Raw genomic sequence first — 24,740 nt, forward strand, 5'->3', positions numbered from 1 at the left:
CAGGTGATCAGGCATATGTGAAGCTAGTCGGCGATGAACAGCATTCAGATCGCCGACGAGACGTTCGTCTGCGCCGATCCGGTCGCCGTGGGCGCCGCGGTCGCCGATCCCGCCGGCTGGCGGCGGTGGTGGCCCGACCTGGTGCTCAAGGTTGTCGAGGACCGTGCCGAGAAGGGCCACCGCTGGACCGTGACCGGTGCGTTGACCGGCACGATGGAGGTCTGGCTGGAGGAGGTGATGGACGGTGTGGTGCTGCATTACTTCCTGCACGCCGAACCGTCCGGCGCCACGGCCAAGCAGTTGGCCGACATGGATCTGCCGAAGATGAACCATCAACGCCGGGTGGCGGGCAAGGTGATGGCCTTCGGGATCAAGCAGCGGCTGGAGTCGGCTCGCCCGGTCGGGGTGTCCCGACTGGCCTGACCGGGTTTCCCGACGGGAGGGTAGATTTCTCTCCCGAGAGCCAGGGCAACCCCGCGGGGCGGGGGGAGCAGGGGACCCCTCGGGCGGGGAGAAGGGCGACGCGGTGGCCGACAAGACGACACAGACCATCTACATCGACGCTGATCCGGTGACGGTGATGGATGTCATCGCCGATATCGGCTCGTACCCCCAGTGGGTCGCCGAATACAAGGAAGCCGAGGTCCTCGAGACCGACGCGCAGGGCAATCCGAAGACCGCCAGGCTGGTGCTCGACGCCGCGGTTCTCAAGGACACCATGGTGCTGACCTACGTATGGCCGGCCGATCGGACGTCGGTGACCTGGTCGCTGGTGTCCAGTTCGCTGCTGCGGTCCCTGGAGGGCGCATACCGCTTGGCGCCCAAGGGATCCGGCACCGAGGTGACCTACGAGCTGTCGGTCGACCTGATGATTCCGATGATCGGGTTGCTCAAGCGCAAGGCTGAGCGGCGGCTCACCGATACCGCGCTCAAAGACCTGAAGAAACGAGCAGAGGGCTGAGTGACGTCGCCGGACGGGAGCGCACGGACCCCTGCGCGGATCAGCCTGTTCGTCGGCAAGGGCGGGGTAGGTAAGTCGACGCTGGCGACGGCCACCGCGGTGCGTGACGCGACGTCCGGTCAGCGCGTGCTGATCGTGTCCACGGATCAAGCACATTCCACGGGCGATGTCCTGGGCATCACGCTCGCCCCCACGGGGCAACGGGCCCCCACCCGGGTGCTCAGCGATCTGGACCTCGGATCGACCGGTGCCGGTGGTGTGCTGGACGCGCTGGCGCTGGACACACTGGCCCTGCTGGGTGCGCGCTGGGTCGAGACGGCCGGTCCGCTGGCAGCTCGCTTCCCGGAATCGGATCTGGGAGACGTTGCCCCGGAAGAACTTTCAGCCCTGCCGGGAATCCAGGAAGTGCTCGGGCTGCATGAGGTGGGTGAGCTCGCCGAATCCGGGCACTGGGATCACGTGGTGGTGGACTGTGCCTCGACCGCCGACGCCCTACGGATGCTCACGCTTCCGGAGACCTTCGGCCTGTATCTGGAGCGGGCCTGGCCGCGGCACCGCCGGCTGTCGGGCTCGCCGGATGCCGTCAGCGCCGCCATCGTCACGCTGATCGAACGGGTGGACTCCGGCATCCGCCGGCTCGGGACCCTGCTCACCGACGGGTCCAGGGTGAGCGCGCATCTGGTGCTCACCCCGGAGCGGGTGGTGGCCGCGGAGGCCTCGCGGACGTTGGGGTCGCTTGCCCTGATGGGCGTCGAGGTGGCCGAGATCATCGTCAATCAGATTTTGGTGCAGGATGATTCGTTCGAGTACCAGAACCTTCCCGCGCATCCGGCGTTCGACTGGTACACCGAGCGGATCGCCGAGCAGCAGACGGTGCTCGACGAGCTGGACACCACGATCGGTGATGTGCAGCTGGTGCTCGTGCCGCACGTACCGGGGGAGCCGATCGGTGCCAAGGCGCTGGGGGAGCTGATCGACAGTGCGCGCCGGCGCGACGGGTCGCCGCCGCCGGGCCCGCTGCGGCCCATCGTCGACCGCGAGTCGGGAGCTGGACTCGAAGCGGTGTACCGGTTGCGGCTAGAGTTGCCGCAGATCGATTCGGCCGGCCTCACGCTCGGCCGGGTCGATGACGACTTGATCATCGGTGTCGCGGGCATGCGGCGCCGGGTACGGTTGGCCTCTGTCCTGCGTCGGTGCATCGTGACAGATGCGCAATTACGGGGTAGCGAGCTGACGGTACGTTTTCGTCCGAATCCGGAGGTGTGGCCGGCATGACGGGGTCTCATCCCGAGCTGGGTTCGGAGCTGCGGCAATTGGCGCAGGAGATCCTCGACCGGCTGGATCCGGCGGTGCGGTTGGCCGCGGCCAATTTCGCGGCGTCGGCCGACAACGCCCCGGGCAAGTGCCAGCAGGTGTGGTGCCCGGTGTGTGCACTGGCCGCGGTGGTCAACGGCGAGCAGCATCCGCTGCTGTCGGTGATCGCCGAGCACAGCGTGGCGCTGCTGACGGTGATCCGCGCGGTTCTCGACGACGGGAGCGACGGCTCCGGTGGCGACGGGCCGGATAGCGGCCCCGGCGGAGATAGCCCGCCGCCTGACGGCGGTCCGGACGCACCGCCGCCCGACGATTTCCCGCCCCCGCCGCCTCCCGGCCGCTACCAGCACATCCCGGTAACCGTAGAAGATTGAGCCAGCTGAGACATCGCTGAGACACAGCGGGCATCCAGGGCTTGCTGTGGTAGCCACAACATGGCCTGGGTACAGTTGTCGCAGAGCATTGCGCGGTGCGCACAAGGTGGAGGGTCCATGTGGTATTGGCTGTTCAAGTACGTCCTGTTGGGCCCCTTGCTGGCCGTCCTCGGCCGGCCCAAAATCACTGGGCTGGAACATGTTCCGTCCGATGGGCCGGCCATCCTGGCCAGTAACCACCTGGCGGTGATGGACAGCTTCTACCTGCCGCTGGTGGTCAGCCGGCGGATCACATTCCTGGCCAAGCAGGAGTACTTCACCGGCACCGGGATCAAGGGCAAGTTCCTGGCCTGGTTCTACACCGTTGTCGGGCAGGTGCCGATCGACCGCACGGACGCGGATTCGGCGCAGGCCGCGCTGACCACCGCCAAGCGCATCCTCGGCGAGGGCAAGCTGCTCGGCATGTATCCGGAGGGCACCCGCTCACCGGACGGCCGCCTCTACAAGGGCAAGACCGGGTTGGCCAGGCTGGCCCTGGAGACCGGGGTACCGGTGATCCCGGTGGCCATGGTCGGCACCGACGTGGTGAATCCACCGGGATCCAAGGGGCTGCGGTTCGGCCGGGTCGAGGTCCGGTTCGGCAAGCCCATGGACTTCAGCCGGTTCGACGGCCTGGCCGGTAACCGGTTCATCGAGCGCGCCGTGATCGACGAGGTGATGTACGATCTGATGGACCTGTCGGGTCAGGAGTACGTCGACATCTACGCGGCCGCCATCAAGGAGAACGCGCAGAAGTCCAACGGTCAGCAGGTCGATACGAGCAAGCCCGCGGCCCGGCTGCCGCACGCCGCGGCGGGTTAGGGCGCTTCGCCGCCGCTGAGCTGGACCAGCGGCGCTGGGGTCACCGCAGCCGTCTTGCCGGCCTTGGTCGCGGACACCGCCCCGAACACCACGATGACGGCGAGCGCCCACCACAGGTAGGAATCAGCGGCCAGTTGCCGCAGCACCGAGGCCGCGGTCTCCTGATGCGGGGTCAGCAGCGCGATGGGTGTCCACACCATCAAGGCGAAGCCGATCACCGTCACCAGGGCCAGGTACAGCGACGCCAGGTGCACCTCGCGCATCCGGTAGGCGAGCACGCCGGTCACCAAGAGGGTGGGCAGCGACCAGACCCAGTGATGCGACCACGACACCGGCGACACCACCAGGCCGAACATCGCCACGCAGATGAGGGCGACCACCGGTGCCTCATCGGCACCGCCGCGCAGCACCCGCCGGACCGCCCAGACCGTCAGCGCCAACACCGCGAAGCAGGCGACGACCCACAGCGCGAAGCGCGGCCCTTCGGACAGGCCGAGCCGGGCCAGCGTGCCGGCGATGTTCTGGTTGGTGTTGAGCGTGGCCGTACCGATCCGGTCGGTGTTGCGCACCGTCTCGGTCCAATATTCGATCGAGTCCGTCCAGGCCAGCACGAATCCGGCCAGGGTCGCGACGACGGCGGCGGCCGCGGTCCGCAGCAGGGTGTGGATGTCGCGTCGCAGCAGGAAATACAGGAGGAACACCGCGGGGGTGAGCTTGAGTGCGATCGCCAGCCCCAGCAGCATGCCGCGCGGCCACGGCGTGCGGCGCGGCACACAATCGGCGACCACCAGAGTCATCAGCACCACGTTGATCTGACCGAACTCGAAGTTCGACCGGATCGGTTCCAGCCAGATGACCGCGGGCACCACGAGCGCGATCGCCAGCCAGCAGCGGCGCAGCCAGGCCGGCTCCGAGGTGATCGTGGTGTCCGGCCAGACGTTGAGCCGGGTCAGCACGATGACCATCGAGACGATCAAGAGCGTCAGCGTGGTGGCGGTGATCGCCACACTGGCCGCGGGCAACGAGAGCCAGGCGAACGGCGCGAACATGATCGCCGCCAGCGGGGGATAGGTGAACGGCAGATCCAGGCCGCCCTGGGTGTGGAAGATGGCGCCGTCGGCGTAGAGCGGTTGGTTGTCCAACCAGGCCCGCCCGCCCATCCGGTACACGTCGATGTCGATGCGATAGGGCACGTGCCCCAGTAGCCGCCAGCCGACCAGGATCAACCCGGCCACTGTGAGCAACTGAAAAAGCCGCCACCCGATCGTCGGTGCCCAACCAGCCCCGCCGGGCGACTGCCGCTTACTCATGTCCTCAACAGACTATCGGTGGCATCACCGAGAGGGCGCATCCGCACTCGCGACGCGCGCAGGTCGGCGTAAGTTCTGTGCGTGCACGCGACCGTTCACCTCGAATTCCTCACGCGCGATCGCCTGCCGCTGCTGTGCTGCCTGGTGGCGTTCCTTCTCACGTTCTTCGTGACCCGCATCGTGGTGCGCTACATCCGCCGTAATGCCGACAGCGAACGGCCGCCCAGGTGGTGGCAGCCCCGCAACATGGGGCGCGGTTCACTGCACATCCACCACATGGTGATCGGGGTCGTGCTGGTGATGGTGTCGGGCGTGACGATGGTGACGCTCGCGGTCAACGGCGGCGTGGCGGAGTTCACCGTGGCGGCGGTGTTCTTCGGCATCGGTGCGGCCCTGGTGCTCGACGAGTTCGCGCTGATCCTTCACCTTTCGGATGTGTACTGGGCCGAGGACGGCCGCACTTCGGTGGATGCGGTGTTCGCGGCCGTGGCGGTGGCGGGGTTGTTGATCCTCGGTTTCAACCCGCTGTCATTCTTTGATATCGGTATCTGGCGCGAGGACCAGTCGCTGGCGATGCGCGCGCTCGTGGTCGGGGTGGCGGTGCTGACCCTGCTGCTGGCGGTGGTGGTTCTGCTCAAAGGCAAGGTGTGGACTGGATTGGTGGGCATGTTCATAACCCCGTTGTTGTTCGTCGGGGCGGTACGGCTGTCGCGGCCCCATGCGCCGTGGGCGCGCTGGCGTTACACCAGCCGTCCCCGCAAGATGCATCGTGCGCTGGAGCGGGAGCGCTGGCTGCGCCGGCCCGTGGTGCAGGCCAAACTGTGGCTGCAGGACGCCATCACCGGAATGCCGAAGTTCCCCGATGACGCCGCCGTCGATGCGCAGCTCGATCGGGAGATCCATGCGGCCCCCGCCCCGGGGCGGACCGCCTGATGCGCTACTTCTATGACACCGAGTTCATCGATGACGGTCGCACCATCGAGCTGATCTCGATTGGCGTCGTCGCCGAGGACGGCCGCGAGTACTACGCGATCTCCACCGAATTCAACCCGGACCGCGCCGGCCGCTGGGTGCGCAAACATGTGCTGCCCAAGTTGCCGTCGCCGTCGTCGCAGCTGTGGCGGTCGCGGCGGCAGATCCGGTCGGAGCTGGAGGATTTCTTCGACATCGACGGCGACGAGCCGATCGAGTTGTGGGCCTGGGTGGGCGCCTATGACCACGTGGTGCTCTGCCAGCTATGGGGCCCGATGACCGATCTGCCTCCGGCGATGCCGCGATTCACCCGCGAGCTGCGCCAGTTCTGGGAAGACCGTGGATCCCCGCGGATGCCACCGCGCCCGACCGAGGCGCACGACGCACTGGTCGACGCGCGGCACAACCTGCACCGGTTCCAGTTGATGACGGGTGTGGGGCTGAACGTGGCGCGTGAGCCCGGCGTCGCGCAGCCCTGAAAACGGCCGTTCACCGGCGGCTACCATGAACGGGTGAACTGGACCGTTGACATCCCCATCGACGAGCTGCCGCCACTGCCTCCGCTGAGCGACGAGCTGCGTCAGCGGCTCGATGCGGCGCTGGCCAAGCCGGCCGTGCAGCAGCCCAGCTGGGACGCGGACGCAGCCAAGTCCATGCGCACCGTGCTGGAGAGCGTGCCGCCGGTCACCGTGCCGTCGGAGATCGAGAAGCTCAAGGGCCTGCTCGCCGACGTGGCGAACGGCGAGGCGTTTCTGCTGCAGGGCGGCGACTGCGCCGAGACGTTCGTGGACAACACCGAGCCTCACATCCGGGCCAACATCCGCACCCTGCTGCAGATGGCCGTCGTACTGACCTACGGCGCCAGCATGCCGGTGGTCAAGGTGGCCCGCATCGCCGGCCAGTACGCCAAGCCGCGGTCGGCCGACCTGGATGCACTGGGCCTGAAGTCCTACCGCGGCGACATGATCAACGGCTTCGCCCCGGACGCTGCCGTGCGCGAGCACGATCCGTCACGCCTGGTGCGGGCGTACGCCAATGCCAGCGCCGCGATGAACCTGGTCCGGGCGCTCACCTCATCGGGGTTGGCGTCGTTGCACCTGGTGCACGACTGGAACCGGGAGTTCGTCCGGACCTCGCCCGCCGGAGCCCGCTACGAGGCGCTGGCCGGGGAGATCGACCGGGGCCTGAAGTTCATGTCCGCGTGCGGGGTCGCCGACCGCAATCTGCAGACCGCCGACATCTTCGCCAGTCACGAAGCGCTGGTGATCGACTACGAGCGGGCGATGCTGCGCCTGTCTGATCCGGCGGAGAACCCCGACGGACCGCCCAAGCTGTACGACCAATCCGCGCACTACCTCTGGATCGGCGAGCGCACGCGGCAGCTCGACGGTGCGCACGTGGCGCTGGCCGAGGTGATCGCCAACCCGATCGGCGTCAAGCTGGGGCCGACCACCACCCCGGATCAGGCCGTCGAATATGTCGAGCGGCTGGACCCGAACAACGAGCCAGGACGGCTCACCCTGGTGACGCGCATGGGCAACAACAAGGTGCGCGATCTGCTGCCGGCGATCATCCAGAAGGTCGAGGCCACCGGTCACAAGGTGATCTGGCAGTGCGACCCGATGCACGGCAACACCCATGAGGCGTCGACCGGCTACAAGACCCGGCATTTCGACCGCATCGTCGACGAGGTGCAGGGGTTCTTCGAGGTGCACAACGCGCTGGGCACGCACCCGGGCGGCATCCACGTCGAGATCACCGGTGAGAACGTCACCGAATGTCTCGGTGGGGCACAGGACATCTCGGATTCGGACCTGGCGGGCCGCTACGAGACGGCCTGCGACCCGCGGCTCAACACCCAGCAGAGCCTGGAGTTGGCGTTCCTCGTCGCCGAGATGCTGCGCAGTTAGAGCAGGGCGCCGATGTTGCTGCCGAGTGTCCAGGCGGCGGCGGCGACCAGGCCGGTGAACGTGAGGACCACGATCACCCAGATCGCCAGCGCGCGTTTGGCGCGTTGGCGCGCCCAGTAGAACTCGCCCATCTCGATACCGGCGAATTGCCCTGCGGCCAAGGAGTATTCAGCGGCGTCGGGATCGGTCGGGATCGGCGCCCAGTCGTGGCGGTCGCGGGTGATCTCACGGGTGGGCTGGCGCGGCGCGGGGGCAAGCGGCGGCGCCGACGGCGGTGCGGCCGTCACGACGGTCGCGGCCTCGTTGCCCTGGCCGGCAGGGTCACCGAGTTCATGGATGCGAGTCGCGGCCAGGTGCTGCGCGGAAAGCTGCGGTGCGGGCACCCGGAATGCCGGAAGGCCGAGGGCGTCGACGATCTCGTGCAGTTGGGCCCGCATCTCGTCGGCGTCGGCGAATCGCTGCCCGGCGTCGCGGGCGGTGGCCCGGCGCACGAACTGGTCGAATTGTGTTGGTACCCCTGCGATCACCGAACTGGGCGCGGGAACGTCGTTGTCCATCCGCTGGTAGGCGACGGTGAGTGCGGAATCTCCGGTGAACGGCGTGACGCCGGTGAGCAGTTCGTAGGTGAGGATGCCGACCGCGTACACGTCGCTGCGCGGGTCGGCGTCACCGGTGCTCACCTGCTCGGGGGACAGGTAGGCGGCGGTGCCCAGGATCACGCTCGTCGAGGTGATCTTGGCCTCGGCGACCGCACGCACCAGGCCGAAGTCGGCGATCTTGACCTCGCCGTCGTCCGAGATGAGCACGTTCTCGGGCTTGATGTCGCGGTGCACGAGCCCGGCTCGGTGTGCCACGGCGAGCCCGCCGAGCACCGGCTCCAGCACGGCGGCGACCGCATGCGGGGGCATCGGGCCGCGCTCGGCCAGCAGTTCGCGCAGTGTGCCGCCGTCGATCAGTTCCATCACGAGAAAGGGCGGCTGGCCCCCGGTACCGCCGCCGCCCTGGTCGTACACCGAGACCAGCCCGGGGTCCTTCAACCGGGCCACGGCCTTGGCCTCGCGGCCGAACCTGGTCAGGAAATGGCTGTCGCCGCTGTAGCGGGAGTCCATCACCTTCAGCGCGACGGGACGGTCCAGGCGCACGTCGAGGCCGCGGTAGACCGTGGACATCCCGCCGGTGGCGATGGGCATGTCCACGCGATAGCGCCCGTCCAGCATGGTGCCGACGAGTGGATCCGGTTGCTGCTCCACCGGACACATGTTACGAGTTGCGGCCGAGGACCTAGAATCAGTGCGGTGAGCAGCATTCCAGCCGCCGATGACGTTCTGGCCCCCGACGAGGCCGTCTATGACCTACCCACGGTGTCGGATTTGCTCGGCATACCCGTCACCAAAGTGCACCAACAGCTGCGCGACGGACAGCTGATCGCGGTGCGACGCGACCGGATCCTGGTGGTGCCGAAGATCTTCTTCGATGACAACGGTCACGTGGTCAAACCCCTGCCCGGCCTGCTCGTCGTCCTGCGCGACGGCGGTTACCGCGACACCGAGATCTTGCGCTGGTTGTTCACTCCGGACGAGTCGCTGACGATCACCACCGACGGCAGCACCGAGCGGATCACCAATGCCCGGCCCGTCGACGCGTTGCATTCCCACCAGGCGCGTGAGGTGCTGCGCCGCGCGCAGGCGCTAGCTTACTGACGGCTGATTCCGGGCCTCGGGCGTCGGTTCGGGTGCTCGGTAGAGCGAATACCACGCCACCACTGCGCACGCGGTGGTCAGCAGGACATGCGCCCACGAGTACATGCCGTGCGCCCCATCGGGTTTCCACATCACCATGATCCAGGTGGAGAACCCGGCCACCGCCGCGATCGCGGGCCGGGTCTGGATCAGGGCGGCAGCCACGGCCAGCGGCCAGGTGTAGTACCAGGGCAGTGCGGCCGGTACGAACAACACGACCACCACCATGGCCAGGGTGATTCCGGTGAGGGCGTCGCGGTCGGTGTGCCGGTAACGCCACCACAGCAGCGGCAGGGCGATCACGATGGTGAGGATGCCGATGATCCGGGAGACCTCGAGCACGGCGTAGAAATTGACCGGAAAGATCAGGCCGCCAATGGCATTGATGAGGTTGGCGGCCGCAGTGGGCACGGTGAGCCAGTTGATGATCTTGACCGAGCCGGCCAGCGCCGTCAGCCAGCCCAGACCGACCCCGGCCAGCCAGGACAGCACGGCGAAGACCGCGACGAAGATCAGCACGGAGGCCGCCGTGGCGGCCGCGAACGCGCGCACCGCGGGCATGTCCCGCTTGTCGCGCAGTTGGCGCATCCACACCCAGACCAGGAACGGGAGCGCAAGCCCGGCAGTGGCTTTGACGGCAACGGCGATCGCGATGAGGCTGACGCCGATCACCGGGCGGCCCGCGAAGGTCAGCGCGATCGCCGCCATCATCAGTCCGACCATCAGCATCTCGTTGTGCACGCCGCCCATCAGGTGAACGATCACCAGTGGGTTGAGTACACAGATCCACAGTGACGCGGCGCCGTTGGCGCCGACGTGGCGGGCCACCCGCGGTGCGGCCCAGATCAGCAGCAGCAGGCCGGGCAGCATGCACAGCCGCAGCAGCATGGTGCCGGCCACCACGTGATCGCCGACCAGGATCGTGACGAACTTCGCCACCAGGATGAACGCCGGCCCGTAGGGTGCGGTGGTCGTCGTCCAGATCGGACTCACGTTGTCCAGCAAGGAGTTCGGGTTCTCCACCGGGCCGACGACGTACGGATCGAACCCGTCGCGCAGCAGCGCTCCCTGGGCCAGATAGGAGTAGGTGTCGCGGCTGAACAGCGGAACGCTCAACAGCAATGGCGCCAGCCAGAAACCGGTGGTGGCCACCATGGTGTATTCGGTGGCGCTGCGGTCGATCACGCGCCGTCCCAGCCAGAGCCAGGCGATCAGCATCACCGCGACGCCGGCCCACAGCAGGATCGAGGACAGCACCAGGCCGTGCCCGAACCGCAGCCAGGACAGGTGCAGCGATTCCAGCAACGGGTCGTGCAGCCGGGTGCTGCCGGCGCCGAGCCCGCCGATGGTCAGCAGTGCCGCGCCCAGGCAGCCCAGCCGGGCCGGTCGGGCTTCGGCCGACACCGCGAAAGCGGCCAGGCGCGAGATGTGTTGTGCGACCCCGGTGCTCGGGGTCTCGGTGGGCAAGCTCGTCATGTTGTGCCGGCCGTGCTCCTATGCCGACCGGTTCGCCGCGAATCGGGCGATCTCGGCCAGGCCGGTCTTGGCCTGTTCGTGGATCGGTGCCGCCGCGAGGGTGTCCAGGGCACGGTGGGTGAGCAGCTCGATGTGCGTCTCGACCGCGGCCAGGGCGCCGACGGACTCGATGGCCCGGCACAGGTCGCCCACCTGGGCGTCCGACAGCTCGGTGCCCACGGAGCCGCGCAGCAGCTCGGCGGCGGTCGGGTCGGACTTGTCGGCCAGCTCGAGTGCCTCGGCCAGCAACACGGTGCGCTTGCCGGATCGCAGGTCGTCACCGGAGGGCTTTCCGGTGACCGCCGGGTCACCGAAGACGCCGAGGACGTCATCGCGGAGCTGGAAGGCGACGCCGAGATCGTTGCCGACCTGGTGGAAGATCTGCTGCACGTCGGGCCGGTCGGCGGCCGCGGCGGCGCCCAGCTGCAGCGGCCGGGCCACGGTGTAGGACGCCGTCTTGTAGGTGTTGACGTTCATCGCCGAGGCCACCGATTCGGCGCGGCTGGACTCCGCGACGATGTCGAGGTACTGGCCGCCGAGCACTTCGGTGCGGATGTGACGCCAGACCTGCTGGACCCGCTGTTGGGCGTCGGCGGGGATCGGGGCGGAGGCGACGATGTCGTCGGCCCAGGACAGCGCCAGGTCGCCGGCCAGGATGGCCGCGGACAGACCGAACTGTCGCGACGAACCGTGCCAGTTGCGGTCGCGGTGCCGGTCGGCGAAGACCCGGTGCACGGTGGGCAGGCCGCGACGGGTGGCTGACTCGTCGATGACGTCGTCATGGACCAGGGCACAGGCCTGCAGCAACTCCAGCGCGGCGAACAACAGCAGCACGTCGGGCTCGGCCGGGGAATCGGCCGGTTCGATCACCGCGCGCCAGCCCCAGTAGGCGAAGGCGGGCCGCATCCGTTTGCCGCCGCGGAGCACGAACTCCTCGAGAGCCTCGGTCAGCTCGGCGTAGTCGGTTCCGATGTATTCGCAGTCGCGGCGGCGCTCACGCAGGTAGTCGCGCAATTGGTCGGTGACGGCTCCGGCCAGCTCGACGGTTGACGGTGCCGATGTTTGCACGCTCAGCGCCCGCCCCTTTCTGTCGTCAACGGTGTCCGGTGAGTGCATTCAGCGTAAAGCGTGCCACGCGTTTTGTACCAAGCGAGTGCGGCCCGGCGATGAGCTCGGCCCAGGGGCCCGGGCGTGTGCGCTCAGTCGCTGCCGGCGACCGGGTCGCCAGGCTTGGGCGAGGTGTCGCGGCTCACCCACGCCAGGGCCCCGACGGCGCCGGCCACCAGGAACGCACCGACGATGAGCCAGATCGCCGCGGTGGTGAACGACCGGGCGCTCGGGTCGGTGTAGCGGGCCTGGGCGTTCATCGTGCTGACGATGCCCGGCCGCAGTTTCCATTCCACGATCGAGGAGCTGACCTGATCGCCGTTGGTCGATGTCACCTCGCCCGGGAAGGACACCGTCAGCAGGACGTCGGCCTGGGGATCGGACAGCGAGGTGAGATCGACCCGGCCCTCCAGGATGACCAGGTCACCGGCGCGGCGCAGGGAGATGTCGACACCGGCGGCGTCGCGGCTCATGCCGGCGAGTTGGGGGAGTTCGGCGAATGTGAGGTCGGAGAACACCGCCTGCGAGCCGACGTAGTCGTCGCGGCTGTACTCCGAGACCGCGACCTTCGTGGCGAACGGCAGGTTGTTCAGTAGCTGCGGGCCCCTGTCGTCGGCATCCCGCGGCTTCGCCGCCGCGATGATCTGCCCGGACACCCGGTCGTCGGGAGAGACCGTGATCGAGGTGCGGACCCGGACGCAGCCCACCGCCATGGGCAGGATCAGCAGCAACATCACCAATGTGAGCAGGCGCGTGCGGCTGCGGCGGCTCGGTGGTCGGACGTGCACGCAGGTCATCGTGCCAGATGTCACAGCGGCAGTGGGCGACCGAGGATGGCGAAGGGCCGGGGGTCGCCGGCGAAGTGGTACCCGCGGATCACGTCGGTGAAGCCGAGCCGCCGGTAGAGCCGCCAGGCCCGGTTGGCCTCTCCGTTGATCTCCGGGGTCGACAGCAACACGTGAGATTCGTCGCGGGTGGACAACAGTCGCCTGGTCAGGGCCTCACCGAGACCGTGTCCCTGGGCACGGGGCTCGATGTGCAGCTCCGTGAGCTCGAAGTAGCTGGCCATCAGGTCGGCGATCTGTCCGGGGCTGGCACCCATCCGCTGCAGGCCGGAGACGACCTGCTGTTGCCACCACTGGTCGGGTGCCCCGCTGTAGCCGTAGGCGATTCCCTGCAACGGCGCGTCGAGCAGCTCGGCAGTGGGAGGGCGGGCGTCGGATCCGGTGCCGGCCACCGGGTCGGCCACCTCGACGGCGGCCACGCATTTCCACCCTGCGCGCCGGGTGTGTTCGAGCCACAGTGCGGCGCGTTGTTCCTCGGTTCCGCGCGGGTAGCGCATGGCGTCGACGTACACGCGCAGCGCCTCGGGCAGCCGGCGCTTCATGTCGTCCGGCGACAGATCGATGAGATACGTCGCCAATGCTTTCGCCTTTCGCCTGCCCGGTCTGTGCCGAACTCATTATCTTCAGCATTATCCGGTTGCGAGACCGTCGGTCCCATCGACCCGGGCGATCTCGGAACGACCTACAATCGACAGTGAACAAGGTGGTACGGCTCGGATCGACCTCGTATCATTAGGCTTAGGTGCCCGTGATTGCGGGCATGTGAAATTTTGAAAAGCGACGGCGGCGTCGGCAAGGAGGGACGAATGCCACTCTCCGATCATGAGCAGCGCATGCTCGATCAGATCGAGAGCGCGCTCTATGCCGAGGATCCCAAGTTCGCCTCGAGCGTGCGCGGCGGGACCTTGCGTGCGCCCTCTGCGCGGCGCAGGCTGCAGGGCGCGCTGCTTTTCGTGGTGGGCTTGGCACTGCTGGTCGTCGGTGTGGCTGTGAAGGCCACCATGATCGGTGGTTTCCCGATCCTGTCTGTGGTGGGTTTCGTGGTGATGTTCGGCGGCGTGGTGTTCGCCATCACCGGCCCGCGCATCACCGGCCGCGACCGTGCGGCACAGGGTTCCGGTAACGCACCGCGTCAGCGTCGTCAGCGTGGTGGGTCGTTCACGACCCGGATGGAAGACCGATTCCGCCGCCGCTTCGACGACTGAGCCGGCCAACGGTTTCAGGGGGTAGCCCGTAACGGGCTGCCCCCTTTTTTGTCGCCCAGCGACACGCCGGTCAGACCGCCCGCGCAGGCGCGTGGGGCGGTGTGGGGGAGCCCGGCGGATTCTCAGGGATTTTCGCCCCACAATTCCCCACCTTCTCGCCGCAGGTCCCTACCTGCGGTTTTTCGCTTTCTGGGTGCGCTGCGGCGCCGTGTGGTGGCGGGATGTGGGTCGATTTGGGGGGTCTGGGTGGGGAGAAGCCCCCAACTTGAGCGACTAAATGGAGCAAAGTGGGGGATCGTGGGGTAAAGTGGCGGTCGACGGGGAAATCGGAGCCCCGTTCGGAGGGCAGAAGGCGAAGCGACTCGGGATCCGATCCGGGTGGCGGGAGGTGTCCAGATGTTTCTGGGTACCTACACGCCCAAGCTCGACGACAAGGGGCGGCTCACGCTGCCCGCCAAGTTCCGCGACGCACTGGCAGGAGGGTTGATGGTCACCAAGGGCCAAGATCACAGCCTCGCCGTGTATCCGCGGGACGAGTTCGAAAAGGTCGCCCGGCGTGCTGCCGACGCATCGCGCAGGAACCCCGAGGCCCGGGCGTTTCTGCGCAACCTGGCGGCCGCCACCGACGAGCAGCATCCCGATGCGCAGGGCCGGATCACCCTGTCGGCGGATCACCGTCGCTACGCAAGCCTGTCCAAGGAGTGCGTGGTGATCGGATCGGTCGACTACCTGGAGATCTGGGACGCCGAAGCCTGGCAGGAGTACCAGCAGAACCACGAAGAAAACTTCTCCGCGGCCACCGATGAAGCCCTGCGCGACATCCTCTGATGCGGCCCATCGACCGGCGGCTGGCCTGGACCTAGCCCGTGCAACGAGGCCTCTGCCCGAATTGGCCCTGGCGTACTTCCCCAACGCCAGGTCCGTGAATTCGGACAGAGACCCCGGTGCAGGGGCCATTCCGAGCGGAGGTGTTTCAGCGGTGCCCGATTCCCCAGATCACTCAGACTCCCACGGTCACATCCCGGTTCTGCTCGATCGCTGCGTCGAGCTGCTGGCCCCCGCACTCACCCGCAGGCACGACGATGGGACGGGCGCGGTCCTCGTGGACGCCACCCTCGGCGCGGGCGGCCATTCCGAACGCTTTCTGACCGACTTTCCCGGTCTGCAGGTCATCGGCCTGGACCGTGACCCCAACGCCCTCGGCATCGCCGGTGCCCGGCTGGCGCCGTTCGGTGACCGGATGCGGTTTGTACGCACCCGCTATGACGGAATCGCCGGGGCGATCGCCGAATCCGGCTTCCGCCAGATCGACGGCGTGCTGTTCGACCTCGGCGTGTCCTCGATGCAGCTCGACCAGACCGAGCGCGGCTTCTCCTACTCCGCGGACGCACCGCTGGACATGCGGATGGACCCCGACGCTCCGCTGACCGCCGCGGACATCCTCAACACCTACGACGCCAAGTCGATCGCCCGGATCCTGCGTGATTTCGGTGAGGAGCGTTTCGCCGGCCGAATCGCCGACAAGGTCGTCAAACGACGTGCGCAGCAACCGTTTTCCACCACCGGTGAGTTGGTCGAGCTGCTCTACGAGGCGATCCCGGCACCGGCACGGCGCACCGGCGGGCATCCGGGCAAGCGCACATTCCAGGCGCTGCGGGTCGCGGTCAACGGCGAACTGGATTCGCTGCGCGCTGCGCTGCCCGCGGCGCTGGCGGCATTGGTCGACGGTGGGCGGATCGTGGTGATGTCCTATCAGTCGCTCGAAGACCGGATCGTCAAGCAGGCGTTCGCCGCGGCCACCGCATCGCGGACCCCGCCCGGCCTGCCCATCGAGTTGCCCGGGCATGAACCGGAATTCGTCACGCTGACCCGCGGTGCCGAGAAGGCCCGCCAAGCTGAGATCGATCGCAATCCGCGTAGCGCTCCGGTGCGGCTGCGGGCACTGGAAAAGGTTGGGGAAGGGGGCAACTCATGAAGGCCAAGCGACCCGAACAGTTGCGCGAGGCAGACCGCAGGCGTCCCGTGCGTCAACCCGCGCGAGGCGGCGGCCGGCGCACCGAGGCCAATGACACGCCTGCCGGCCAGGGTACCGCACCGGGTACCGGACCGATTCAGCGACCGGGCACCCGGCCGGCCCGGCCCAAGACCGCCAGTCAGGCCAAGGCCCGGGCGAAGGCGCGTAAGGCCAAGGCCCCCAAGGTCGTCCGCCCGCCGCTGCGCGTCCGGCTGCGGGAGCGGCTTCTGGTCCGGCTCGCGTCGATCGAGCTCGATCCGCGGGTTCTGATCTCCCGGGTGCCGTTCGTCGTACTCGTGATAGGCGCACTGGGCATCGGCCTCGCGCTGACCCTCTGGTTGTCCACCAGGTCAGCCGAGCGGTCCTACCAGCTGGGTCACGCGCGACAGGTCAACGAAGGCCTGATGCAGCAGAAGGAAGCGCTGGAACGGGATGTGCTCGAGGCGCAGGCCGCTCCGGCCCTGGCCGAGGCGGCCCGCAACCTCGGGATGATCCCGTCGCGCGACACCGCCCATCTGGTGCAGGACGCGACCGGTAACTGGACCGTCGTCGGCACTCCCAAGCCCGCCGAAGGTGTGCCGCCGCCTCCGCTGAACACGCCTCTGCCCGAAGAGGCCCCGCCGCCCCCGCCCGCGCCTCCGGCGCCGCGGGTCCTCGATCCGCGTGAGCTGACGGTGCGGACGCCACGCGCGGGTTCCCCTGCGGCACCTGGACTTCCGCTTCCCGACGCGACGCACGGCTTGCCGGGTGCGGTGGCACCGGCGCCCGGGCCCCTACCGGCGGCGCCGCCGGTCACTCCGGACGCGCTCGCGGCACCTGCGCCGGCCGTTGACCCGGCGCAACCACTGGCCGCGCCGATGCATGTGCCCGGTGTGCCGACCGCGCCCGGTCCGGCGGCACAAGCGCAGCCGGCTCAGCCGGAACCCGTGGCTCCCGCTCCGGCTCCGGTCGCGCCAGGCCCGGTAACTCCGCTGGAACAGTTCAGTCGGCCCACGGCTCCGACGGCACATGTCCCTGCCGTTGCCGTCAACGTCCCGGCTCCGGCGGCATGAGCCGCCGCCCGGGCCGCCAGGGTCAGTCGCCGAAGCCAAAGCGGGCCAAGAAGGCCGCGCCGGGGCAAGGGCATGAGGCCGGCATTCGACGTACCCGCGTTGCTGCCGAAACCGGGTTACACAGCTCGTCTTTCGTGTTCCGGCATCGTGTCGGCAACCTGGTCATGCTGTCGGTTCTGGTGATTGCGGCGGTGCAGCTGTTCACCCTTCAGGTACCAAGGGCGGCCGGACTGCGTGCGGAGGCGGCCAGTCAGCTCAAGGTGACCGACGTGACCCCGGCCATGCGGGGCAGCATCGTCGACCGCAACGACGACAAGCTGGCGTTCACCATCGAGGCCAAGGCGCTGACGTTCCAGCCGGTCCGGGTCCGCAAGCAACTTGCCGAGGCGAAGGCCAAGTCCAGTGAGGCGCCCGATCCGGATACTCGGCTGACCGAGATCGCCAAGGACATCGCCACCCGGCTGGACAACCGGCCCGATGCCAAGACCGTTCTCAAGAAGCTGCGGAGCAACGAGACTTTCGTCTATCTGGCGCGCGCGGTCGATCCGGCGATCGCCGGCGCGATCACCGACAAATTCCCCGAGGTCGGTGCCGAGCGGCAGGATCTGCGGCAGTATCCGGGTGGGTCCCTGGCGGCCAACATCGTCGGCGGGATCGACTGGGACGGCCACGGTCTGCTGGGGCTTGAGGATTCGCTGGACGCGGTGTTGGCCGGCTCCGACGGATCGGTCACCTACGACCGCGGTTCGGACGGCGTGGTGATCCCCAACAGCTACCGCAACCGGCACGACGCGGTCAACGGGTCCACGGTCCAGCTGACCCTCGACGACGACATCCAGTACTACGTTCAGCAGCAGGTGCAGCAGGCTAAGGACGCCTCGGGTGCCAAGAACGTCTCGGCGGTGGTGCTCGACGCGAAAACCGGTGAGGTGCTGGCGATGTCGAACGACAACACGTTCGACCCGAGTCAGGACCTCGGCCGGCAGGAGAACCGGCAGATGGGCAACCTGCCGGTGTCCTCGCCGTTCGAGCCGGGTTCGGTGAACAAGATCATCACGGCCTCCGCCGCGATCGAGTACGGACTGGCCAACCCGGACGAGGTGCTGCAGGTCCCCGGCTCGATCGACATGGGCGGCGTCACGGTCCGCGACGCGTGGAACCACGGTGTGATGCCGTACACGATGACCGGTGTATTCGGGAAGTCGTCGAACGTCGGCACCCTGATGCTGGCCCAGCGGGTCGGTCCGGATCGTTTCTACGACATGGTCCGTCAGTTCGGGCTCGGTCAGCGCACCGGGGTGGGCCTGCCCGGTGAGAGCTCGGGGCTGGTGCCGCCCATCGATCAGTGGTCGGGCAGCTCGTTCTCCAACCTGCCTATCGGACAGGGCCTTTCGATGACGCTGCTGCAGATGGCCGGCATGTACCAGACCATCGCCAACGACGGCGTGCGCATGCCGCCGCGGATCATCAAGTCCACCATCGCGCCGGACGGCAGCCGGACCGATGAGCCGCGGCCAGAAGGGGTCCGGGTGGTGTCGCCGGAGACGGCCCGCACGGTGCGCAACATGTTCCGTGCCATCGTGCAGCGCGACCCGATGGGTGCGCAGCAGGGCACCGGCCCGCAGGCCGCGGTGGAGGGCTACCAGATCGCCGGCAAGACCGGCACCGCCCAGCAGATCAATCCGGCATGCGGCTGCTACTACGACGATGTCTACTGGATCACCTTCGCCGGCATGGCGCCCGCGGATGACCCGCGCTACGTCGTCGGCATCATGATGGACGCACCGCACCGGGCTGCGGACGGGTCACCGGGATCCTCGGCGGCGCCGCTGTTCCACAACATCGCCTCGTGGCTGCTGCAACGTCACAACGTTCCGTTGTCGGCCGATCCGGGGCCTCGCCTGACCCTGCAGGCGACCTGACCGCGATCACCGTGGGTGGTGCGGTCGGCGGACCGCAGATGGGTACTGTGGCATGGCCATGAAGCTGCGTCCCAGCCGTCCCGCCGGCCAATACCTCGTGCCGCTCGCCGAACAGGTCCAAGCGGTATCTGCCACCGGAAATCCGCTGCCGGAACTCCGGGTGACCGGGGTGACCCTGCGCGGCCAGGATGCCCGGCAGGGGGACCTGTTCGCCGCGCTCCCGGGTTCGGCGGTGCACGGCGCGCGCTATGCGGCCGAGGCGGTCGGCGCGGGTGCGGTGGCGGTGCTCACCGACGCGGCAGGCGCCACTGAACTGAGTGGCCTGGATGTTCCGGTCCTGGTTCACCCCGACCCGCGTTCGGTGCTCGGTGCGGTGGCGGCCGAGGTGTACGGGCGTCCCTCCGAGCGGCTGACCGTCATCGGGGTGACCGGCACCTCGGGTAAGACCACCACGACGTATCTGGTCGAGGCAGGGTTGCGGGCGGCGGGCCGGGTGGCCGGACTGATCGGCACGGTGGGGGTGCGCATCGCCGGTCGCGATCTGCCGAGTGCGTTGACCACGCCCGAGGCGCCCGATCTGCAGGCGCTGCTGGCCCTGATGGTCGAAAGCGGCGTCGACACCGTGGTGATGGAGGTGTCGAGCCACGCGCTCACACTCGGCCGTGTCGACGGGATCGGTTTCGCGCTGGGCGGGTTCACCAACCTGTCGCGCGACCACCTGGATTTCCATCCGACGATGGAGGACTACTTCGAGGCCAAGGCCCGCCTCTTCGATCCCGCGTCGCCCAACCACGCCGCGGCCGCGGTGGTCTGCGTCGATGACGAAGCGGGGGCCGCGATGGCCCGCCGGGCCGCGAAGGTGACGACGGTCAGCGCCACCGGCGCCCCGGCCGACTGGCAGGCACGCAATGTCACGGCGGTCGGCGCCGGATCCCAGGAATTCACCCTCGTCGACGCGGCCGGAGTGCCCCACGAGCTGCGGATCGGGCTGACCGGCGGCTACAACATCGCCAACGCCGCGCTGGCGGTCGCGCTGCTGGACGGGGCCGGGGTGTCGCCCGAGCAGGCCGCCCCGGGACTGCGTACGGCCACCGTGCCGGGTCGGCTGCAGCCGATCGACCGCGGGCAGCCGTTCCTGGCGCTGGTCGACTATGCGCACAAGCCCGGTGCCTTGCAGGCGGTGCTGGAAACGCTGCGCGGATCGGGCCCGCGTCGCATCGCAGTGGTTTTCGGGGCCGGGGGCAACCGGGATACGGGTAAGCGCGCGCCGATGGGGCGGGTCGCGGCCGAACTGGCCGATCTCGTCGTCATCACCGATGACAACCCACGCGACGAGGATCCCGCACTGATCCGGGCGGCGATCGTGGCCGGCGCGGCAGAAGCGTCCGGACGCGCCGAAGTCGTGGAGGTCGCCGACCGGCGCGCGGCGATCGACCATGCGGTGGCCTGGGCCGGGCCCGGCGACATCGTGCTGATCGCCGGGAAGGGGCACGAGAGCGGGCAGACCGGTGGCGGCCGCACCCGGCCGTTCGACGACCGGGACGAGTTGGCAGCGGCGTTGGAGGCACTCAAGTCAGGGGAGTCGGGCACGTGATCGAGATGACCATCGCCAGGATCGCTGAGATCGTCGGTGGTGAGTTGGCCGGCATCACGGCCGAAGAGGCCGCCGCCACCCGCGTCACCGGCACTGTCGAGTTCGACTCTCGCGCGATCGGCCCGGGCGGACTGTTCCTGGCCCTGCCCGGTGCGCGCTCCGACGGCCACGACTTCGTGGGCGTGCCCGCAATCATCGTCACGCCCGAACCGGGGGCGGCCGACGCTGCTTCTGGCGCTTTGGAATTCGACACCGACGGGTCCGGTGCGGCGGTGCTGGCCGCGCTGGCGAAGTTGGCGGCGGCGGTGGCCGCCGAACTGGTGACCGGTGGGCTGACGATCATCGGGGTGACCGGATCGTCGGGGAAGACCTCGACGAAGGATCTGCTGGCCGCGGTGCTGGAGCCGCTCGGCCAGGTGATCGCGCCACCGGGGTCGTTCAACAACGAGCTGGGTCATCCCTGGACGGTGTTGCGCGCCACGCCGGACACCGATTACCTGATCCTGGAGATGTCGGCCCGGCATCCGGGCAATATCGCCGCCCTGGCCGCGATCGCTCCGCCGCAGATCGCCGTGGTGCTCAACGTGGGCACCGCCCATCTCGGCGAGTTCGGTTCTCGCGAGGCCATCGCGAATACCAAAGCCGAGTTGCCGCAAGCTGTTCCGGCCTCGGGGGTGGTGATCCTCAATGTCGACGACACCGCGGTGGCGGCGATGGCCGGCAAGACCGCGGCCCGGGTGGTGCGCGTGTCGCGTGAGCCCGGTTCCGAGGTCGACGTGTGGGCCGGCCCGGTCGCCCTCGATGATCTGGCCCGCCCGCGGTTCACTCTGCACGCGGCCGGCGATGAGGCCGCGGTGGCGCTTGCGGTGCACGGCGATCATCAGGTGGGCAATGCGCTGTGTGCCGCGGCGGTCGCGCTGGAGTGCGGGGCCGGCCTGGATCAGGTGGCCGCCGCGCTGGCGGGAGCCGGCCCGGTCTCGCGGCACCGGATGCAGGTCGCGTCCCGCGCCGACGGTGTGACGGTGATCAACGACGCCTACAACGCGAACCCGGATTCGATGCGCGCCGGGCTGAAGGCGCTGGCCTGGATGGCCCGGCAGAATCCTGGTGAACCCGCATTTGACCAGGGTGGAAAGCGCCGCAGCTGGGCCGTGTTGGGCGAGATGGCCGAACTCGGTGACGACGCGATAACCGAGCACGACGCCATCGGACGGTTCGCGGTGCGCTTAGATGTGTCTCGGTTAATCGTCGTCGGAACCGGGAGGGCTATGAACGCCATGCACCATGGCGCGGTGATGGAGGGTTCGTGGGGATCTGAGTCCACGATGGTCGACGACGCCGATGCCGCACTGGCCCTGTTGCAGGCTGAGCTGCAGCCGGGGGACGTGGTGCTGGTGAAGGCATCCAACTCGGTGGGGCTGGGCGCCCTGGCCGATGCGCTGGTTGCCGGACAAGATCGGAATGCCGACCGATGAAACTGATCCTGATCGCCGTCGGAATCGCGCTGACGGTTTCCATTCTGCTGACCCCCGCGTTGATCCGGCTGTTCACCAAACGTGGCCTCGGCCATGAGATCCGTGAGGACGGCCCGGCCAGCCACGCCAAGAAGCGTGGCACCCCGTCGATGGGTGGTGTGGCGATCGTGGCCGGGATCTGGGCCGGCTACCTGGGCACCCATCTGGTCGGGGTCGCACTCGGCGGTGAGGGCCCCTCGGCATCGGGTCTGTTGGTGTTGGGCCTGGCCACGATGCTCGGCCTGGTCGGATTCGTCGATGACCTGATCAAGCTCCGCCGGTCGCGCAATCTGGGCCTGAACAAGACCGCCAAGACCGTCGGCCAGCTGACCGCGGCGGTGTTGTTCGGTGTGCTGGCGCTGCAGTTCCGCAACGGGGACGGGCTCACCCCGGGCAGCCCCGAACTGTCCTATGTCCGCGAGATCGCCACGGTGACGCTGGCGTCGTGGGTTTTCGTGCTGTTCTGCGTGGTGGTTGTCAGCGCCTGGTCCAATGCCGTGAACTTCACCGACGGCCTGGACGGGCTGGCGGCCGGCGCGATGGCGATGGTGAGCGCGGCCTATGTCCTGATCACGTTCTGGCAGTACCGCAATGCCTGTGCCACGGCACCGGGTCTGGGCTGCTACAACGTCCGCGACCCACTGGACCTGGCCATCGTGGCGGCCGCGACGGCGGGCGCGTGTATCGGTTTCCTGTGGTGGAATGCCGCGCCGGCCAAGATCTTCATGGGTGACACCGGCTCACTGGCCCTCGGTGGCATCATCGCCGGGTTGTCGGTGACGAGCCGCACCGAGATCCTCGCCGTTGTCCTGGGCGCACTGTTCGTGGCCGAGGTGACCTCGGTGGTGGTGCAGATCCTGGCGTTCCGCACCACGGGCCGGCGGGTCTTCCGGATGGCTCCCTTCCATCATCATTTCGAGCTGGTGGGTTGGGCCGAGACGACGGTCATCATCCGGTTCTGGCTGCTGACGGCGATCGCCTGTGGTCTGGGTGTGGCCTTGTTCTACAGCGAGTGGCTCACCGCAGTCGGGGCCTGATGGTGGCGGGCCCATCCGGCGGGCGCGGCGGCGGCGACGATCTCTCGCTGCTGACCCCCGGTGCCCCGGTGCTGGTGGCAGGCGCGGGGGTGACCGGACGGGCCGTGCTGGCGGCCCTGGCGCCCCTCGGCGTGGCTGCGACGCTGTGCGACGACCGTGCCGACGCGCTGCAGGCCTATGCCGAGCAGGGCACCGCTGTGATCGATCCGGCCGGGGCCATCTCCGGCATCGCCGACTACGCGCTGGTGATCACGAGCCCGGGATTCCCGCCGACGGCTCCTGTCCTGGCCGCCGCGGCCGAGGCCGGCGTGCCGATCTGGGGGGATGTGGAGCTGGCCTGGCGGCTGGATGCGGCGGGCCGCTATGGGCCGCCCCGCCGCTGGCTGGTGGTCACCGGTACCAACGGCAAGACCACCACCACCTCGATGCTGCACGAGATGCTTTTGGCCGATGGGCGCCGAAGCCTGTTGTGCGGCAACATCGGTGACCCGGTGCTGGCGGTCCTCGATCAGTCCGCGGAGTTGCTGGCGGTCGAGCTGTCGAGCTTCCAGTTGCATTGGGCACCCTCGCTGCGCCCGGATGCGGGCGTGGTGCTCAACGTCGCCGAGGACCATCTGGACTGGCACGGTTCGATGGCCGCCTACGCCGCCGACAAGGCCAGGGCGCTGGCCGGCCGGGTGGCGGTGGTGGGTCTCGACGATCCGGTGGCGGCGGGCCTGCTGCCCACCGCTGGGGCTGGGGTTCGGGTGGGATTTCGGCTGGGCGAACCGGCCGCCGGAGAGCTCGGTGTCCGCGCCGGCAAGCTCGTCGACCGTGCTTTCGGCGCCGATGTCGAGTTGGCTGATGCCGCGACGATCAGTGTGGCCGGGCCCGTCGGTGTGCTCGACGCGCTGGCGGCTGCGGCACTGGCCCGGGCCGTGGGGGTGGCCCCTGAGTCGATCGCGGCCGCGTTGGCGTCGTTCCAGGTCGGCAGGCACCGCGCCGAGCTGGTCGGGGAGGCCGATGGCGTGCGCTATGTCGACGATTCCAAGGCCACCAACCCGCATGCCGCGCAAGCCTCGATCACCGCGTTCGATCGGGTGGTCTGGATCGCCGGGGGCTTGCTGAAGGGCGCTTCGGTCGATGAGCTGGTGCGCCAGGTGGCGAATCGGCTGGTCGCGGTCGTGCTGATCGGGCGGGATCGGCAGATGGTTGCCGATGCGTTATCGCGACACGCCCCGGATGTCCCCGTCGTCGCGGTTGTGACGGGGGAGGATTCTGGGGTGCTTGAGACAAATGAGTCTATTGGTGATCATGTGACTCGTGTGATCGAAGTCGGGGACCGACCGGTCTCTGACGCGGTCATGACGGCGGTCGTCGATGTCGCCCGCGGCCTCGCCGCGTCGGGCGACACCGTGTTGCTGGCCCCGGCAGGCGCGTCCTTCGATCAGTTCAGCGGCTACGGCCAGCGTGGCGATGCGTTCGCCGGCGCCGTCCGCGCCGCGATCGGGTAGG

24 protein-coding genes are annotated in these 24,740 nt (G+C 68.6%); 18 read left to right on the top strand and 6 right to left on the bottom strand.

The genetic code is table 11. From position 1 onward, the window contains the following. The first annotated feature begins 33 nt into the window (after positions 1 to 33). From BN2156_RS03100 to BN2156_RS03120, 5 genes are all read left to right on the top strand, one after another. Positions 34 to 423: a polyketide cyclase / dehydrase and lipid transport gene (locus BN2156_RS03100; protein WP_090510108.1), complete on the top strand. Its 390-nt coding sequence runs from the start codon at positions 34 to 36 to the stop codon at positions 421 to 423. A 103-nt stretch (positions 424 to 526) separates the two neighbouring features. Beyond that, positions 527 to 961, top strand: coding sequence for an SRPBCC family protein (locus BN2156_RS03105; protein WP_090510110.1), 435 nt, complete (start codon positions 527 to 529; stop codon positions 959 to 961). Further along, a complete protein-coding gene (locus tag BN2156_RS03110; protein WP_090510112.1) occupies positions 962 to 2,236 on the top strand; it encodes an ArsA family ATPase in 1,275 nt (424 codons plus the stop codon). Beyond that, positions 2,233 to 2,649 carry a hypothetical protein gene (locus tag BN2156_RS03115; protein ID WP_090515399.1) on the top strand — a complete coding sequence of 139 codons (417 nt, stop codon included), beginning with the start codon at positions 2,233 to 2,235 and terminating at the stop codon, positions 2,647 to 2,649. The genes BN2156_RS03110 and BN2156_RS03115 overlap by 4 nt, the downstream gene beginning before the upstream one ends. A gap of 117 nt (positions 2,650 to 2,766) precedes the next feature. Next, on the top strand, positions 2,767 to 3,510 hold the full coding sequence (locus tag BN2156_RS03120) for a lysophospholipid acyltransferase family protein (RefSeq protein WP_090510113.1): 744 nt from the start codon (positions 2,767 to 2,769) through the stop codon (positions 3,508 to 3,510). Here BN2156_RS03120 and BN2156_RS03125 read toward each other — a convergent pair. Then, complete coding sequence (locus tag BN2156_RS03125; protein ID WP_090510116.1) at positions 3,507 to 4,820, bottom strand: glycosyltransferase 87 family protein; 1,314 nt, start codon at positions 4,818 to 4,820, stop codon at positions 3,507 to 3,509. The two genes, BN2156_RS03120 and BN2156_RS03125, sit on opposite strands and share 4 nt — an antisense overlap. Positions 4,821 to 4,901: 81 nt before the next feature. Between BN2156_RS03125 and BN2156_RS03130 the strand changes: the two genes are divergently transcribed. Genes BN2156_RS03130 through BN2156_RS03140 form a run of 3 tightly spaced genes read left to right on the top strand, consistent with a single transcriptional unit; the run spans position 4,902 to position 7,702 of the window. After that, positions 4,902 to 5,753 carry a hypothetical protein gene (locus tag BN2156_RS03130; RefSeq protein ID WP_090510119.1) on the top strand — a complete coding sequence of 284 codons (852 nt, stop codon included), beginning with the start codon at positions 4,902 to 4,904 and terminating at the stop codon, positions 5,751 to 5,753. Continuing rightward, positions 5,753 to 6,271 carry a polyadenylate-specific 3'-exoribonuclease AS gene (locus BN2156_RS03135; RefSeq protein WP_090510121.1) on the top strand — a complete coding sequence of 173 codons (519 nt, stop codon included), beginning with the start codon at positions 5,753 to 5,755 and terminating at the stop codon, positions 6,269 to 6,271. The genes BN2156_RS03130 and BN2156_RS03135 overlap by 1 nt, the downstream gene beginning before the upstream one ends. A 33-nt stretch (positions 6,272 to 6,304) precedes the next feature. After that, on the top strand, positions 6,305 to 7,702 hold the full coding sequence (locus BN2156_RS03140; RefSeq protein WP_090510124.1) for a class II 3-deoxy-7-phosphoheptulonate synthase: 1,398 nt from the start codon (positions 6,305 to 6,307) through the stop codon (positions 7,700 to 7,702). On the opposite strand, the gene BN2156_RS03145 is transcribed toward BN2156_RS03140, so the two are convergent. Next, positions 7,699 to 8,961 carry a protein kinase domain-containing protein gene (locus tag BN2156_RS03145; RefSeq protein ID WP_162490723.1) on the bottom strand — a complete coding sequence of 421 codons (1,263 nt, stop codon included), beginning with the start codon at positions 8,959 to 8,961 and terminating at the stop codon, positions 7,699 to 7,701. The two genes, BN2156_RS03140 and BN2156_RS03145, sit on opposite strands and share 4 nt — an antisense overlap. A 36-nt stretch (positions 8,962 to 8,997) precedes the next feature. On the opposite strand from BN2156_RS03145, the gene BN2156_RS03150 reads away from it, so the two are divergent. Beyond that, complete coding sequence (locus BN2156_RS03150; RefSeq protein WP_090510125.1) at positions 8,998 to 9,402, top strand: Rv2175c family DNA-binding protein; 405 nt, start codon at positions 8,998 to 9,000, stop codon at positions 9,400 to 9,402. On the opposite strand, the gene BN2156_RS03155 is transcribed toward BN2156_RS03150, so the two are convergent. The 4 genes from BN2156_RS03155 to BN2156_RS03170 form a co-directional block, all read right to left on the bottom strand. Then, positions 9,391 to 10,917, bottom strand: a complete 1,527-nt coding sequence (locus tag BN2156_RS03155; protein WP_090510128.1) for an alpha-(1->6)-mannopyranosyltransferase A — start codon at positions 10,915 to 10,917, stop codon at positions 9,391 to 9,393. The genes BN2156_RS03150 and BN2156_RS03155 overlap by 12 nt on opposite strands. Positions 10,918 to 10,935: 18 nt before the next feature. Beyond that, positions 10,936 to 12,024: a bifunctional (2E,6E)-farnesyl/geranyl diphosphate synthase gene (idsA2, locus tag BN2156_RS03160; RefSeq protein ID WP_090510131.1), complete on the bottom strand. Its 1,089-nt coding sequence runs from the start codon at positions 12,022 to 12,024 to the stop codon at positions 10,936 to 10,938. A gap of 131 nt (positions 12,025 to 12,155) precedes the next feature. Then, positions 12,156 to 12,860, bottom strand: coding sequence for an LppM family (lipo)protein (locus tag BN2156_RS03165; protein WP_162490724.1), 705 nt, complete (start codon positions 12,858 to 12,860; stop codon positions 12,156 to 12,158). Positions 12,861 to 12,871: 11 nt separating this feature from the next. Further along, the gene (locus tag BN2156_RS03170) at positions 12,872 to 13,486 is read right to left on the bottom strand and encodes a GNAT family N-acetyltransferase (RefSeq protein ID WP_162490725.1); all 615 of its coding nucleotides are present in this window, start codon (positions 13,484 to 13,486) and stop codon (positions 12,872 to 12,874) included. A gap of 228 nt (positions 13,487 to 13,714) precedes the next feature. Here BN2156_RS03170 and BN2156_RS03175 point away from each other — a divergent pair, with 228 nt between their 5' ends. The 9 genes from BN2156_RS03175 to murD all read left to right on the top strand — a co-directional run bounded on the left by BN2156_RS03175 (position 13,715) and on the right by murD (position 24,739). Next, the gene (locus BN2156_RS03175; protein WP_090510133.1) at positions 13,715 to 14,113 is read left to right on the top strand and encodes an SCO2097 family morphological protein; all 399 of its coding nucleotides are present in this window, start codon (positions 13,715 to 13,717) and stop codon (positions 14,111 to 14,113) included. A 396-nt stretch (positions 14,114 to 14,509) separates the two neighbouring features. Beyond that, positions 14,510 to 14,941, top strand: a complete 432-nt coding sequence (gene mraZ, locus BN2156_RS03180; RefSeq protein WP_090510136.1) for a division/cell wall cluster transcriptional repressor MraZ — start codon at positions 14,510 to 14,512, stop codon at positions 14,939 to 14,941. Beyond that, positions 14,916 to 16,088 carry a 16S rRNA (cytosine(1402)-N(4))-methyltransferase RsmH gene (gene rsmH / locus BN2156_RS03185; protein WP_235625196.1) on the top strand — a complete coding sequence of 391 codons (1,173 nt, stop codon included), beginning with the start codon at positions 14,916 to 14,918 and terminating at the stop codon, positions 16,086 to 16,088. The genes mraZ and rsmH overlap by 26 nt, the downstream gene beginning before the upstream one ends. Next, entirely contained in the window at positions 16,085 to 17,179 is a 1,095-nt protein-coding gene (locus BN2156_RS03190; RefSeq protein WP_235625197.1) for a cell division protein FtsL, read from the top strand. Before rsmH ends, BN2156_RS03190 begins: the two co-directional genes overlap by 4 nt. Then, a complete protein-coding gene (locus BN2156_RS03195) occupies positions 17,176 to 19,101 on the top strand; it encodes a peptidoglycan D,D-transpeptidase FtsI family protein (RefSeq protein WP_159402814.1) in 1,926 nt (641 codons plus the stop codon). The genes BN2156_RS03190 and BN2156_RS03195 overlap by 4 nt, the downstream gene beginning before the upstream one ends. A gap of 52 nt (positions 19,102 to 19,153) precedes the next feature. Further along, positions 19,154 to 20,695, top strand: a complete 1,542-nt coding sequence (locus tag BN2156_RS03200) for a UDP-N-acetylmuramoyl-L-alanyl-D-glutamate--2,6-diaminopimelate ligase (protein ID WP_090510143.1) — start codon at positions 19,154 to 19,156, stop codon at positions 20,693 to 20,695. Then, the gene (locus tag BN2156_RS03205; RefSeq protein ID WP_090510146.1) at positions 20,692 to 22,170 is read left to right on the top strand and encodes a UDP-N-acetylmuramoyl-tripeptide--D-alanyl-D-alanine ligase; all 1,479 of its coding nucleotides are present in this window, start codon (positions 20,692 to 20,694) and stop codon (positions 22,168 to 22,170) included. Before BN2156_RS03200 ends, BN2156_RS03205 begins: the two co-directional genes overlap by 4 nt. After that, a complete protein-coding gene (gene mraY, locus BN2156_RS03210) occupies positions 22,167 to 23,246 on the top strand; it encodes a phospho-N-acetylmuramoyl-pentapeptide-transferase (protein WP_090510149.1) in 1,080 nt (359 codons plus the stop codon). The genes BN2156_RS03205 and mraY overlap by 4 nt, the downstream gene beginning before the upstream one ends. Next, positions 23,246 to 24,739 carry a UDP-N-acetylmuramoyl-L-alanine--D-glutamate ligase gene (gene murD, locus BN2156_RS03215; RefSeq protein ID WP_090515406.1) on the top strand — a complete coding sequence of 498 codons (1,494 nt, stop codon included), beginning with the start codon at positions 23,246 to 23,248 and terminating at the stop codon, positions 24,737 to 24,739. Before mraY ends, murD begins: the two co-directional genes overlap by 1 nt. Position 24,740: the final 1 nt, after the last annotated feature.

Source organism: Mycolicibacterium neworleansense (assembly GCF_001245615.1).
Taxonomy (GTDB): Bacteria; Actinomycetota; Actinomycetes; order Mycobacteriales; family Mycobacteriaceae; genus Mycobacterium; species Mycobacterium neworleansense.

Coding starts and splice junctions, on each gene's coding strand:
- BN2156_RS03100 (WP_090510108.1), top strand. CDS start 34: ATGAACAGCATTCAGATCGCCGACGAGACGTTCGTCTGCGCCGATCCG.
- BN2156_RS03115 (WP_090515399.1), top strand. CDS start 2,233: ATGACGGGGTCTCATCCCGAGCTGGGTTCGGAGCTGCGGCAATTGGCG.
- BN2156_RS03120 (WP_090510113.1), top strand. CDS start 2,767: ATGTGGTATTGGCTGTTCAAGTACGTCCTGTTGGGCCCCTTGCTGGCC.
- BN2156_RS03125 (WP_090510116.1), bottom strand. CDS start 4,820: ATGAGTAAGCGGCAGTCGCCCGGCGGGGCTGGTTGGGCACCGACGATC.
- BN2156_RS03135 (WP_090510121.1), top strand. CDS start 5,753: ATGCGCTACTTCTATGACACCGAGTTCATCGATGACGGTCGCACCATC.
- BN2156_RS03145 (WP_162490723.1), bottom strand. CDS start 8,961: ATGTGTCCGGTGGAGCAGCAACCGGATCCACTCGTCGGCACCATGCTG.
- BN2156_RS03155 (WP_090510128.1), bottom strand. CDS start 10,917: ATGACGAGCTTGCCCACCGAGACCCCGAGCACCGGGGTCGCACAACAC.
- BN2156_RS03165 (WP_162490724.1), bottom strand. CDS start 12,860: ATGACCTGCGTGCACGTCCGACCACCGAGCCGCCGCAGCCGCACGCGC.
- BN2156_RS03175 (WP_090510133.1), top strand. CDS start 13,715: ATGCCACTCTCCGATCATGAGCAGCGCATGCTCGATCAGATCGAGAGC.
- mraZ (WP_090510136.1), top strand. CDS start 14,510: ATGTTTCTGGGTACCTACACGCCCAAGCTCGACGACAAGGGGCGGCTC.
- rsmH (WP_235625196.1), top strand. CDS start 14,916: ATGAAGCCCTGCGCGACATCCTCTGATGCGGCCCATCGACCGGCGGCT.
- BN2156_RS03190 (WP_235625197.1), top strand. CDS start 16,085: ATGAAGGCCAAGCGACCCGAACAGTTGCGCGAGGCAGACCGCAGGCGT.
- BN2156_RS03195 (WP_159402814.1), top strand. CDS start 17,176: ATGAGCCGCCGCCCGGGCCGCCAGGGTCAGTCGCCGAAGCCAAAGCGG.
- BN2156_RS03200 (WP_090510143.1), top strand. CDS start 19,154: ATGGCCATGAAGCTGCGTCCCAGCCGTCCCGCCGGCCAATACCTCGTG.
- mraY (WP_090510149.1), top strand. CDS start 22,167: ATGAAACTGATCCTGATCGCCGTCGGAATCGCGCTGACGGTTTCCATT.
- murD (WP_090515406.1), top strand. CDS start 23,246: ATGGTGGCGGGCCCATCCGGCGGGCGCGGCGGCGGCGACGATCTCTCG.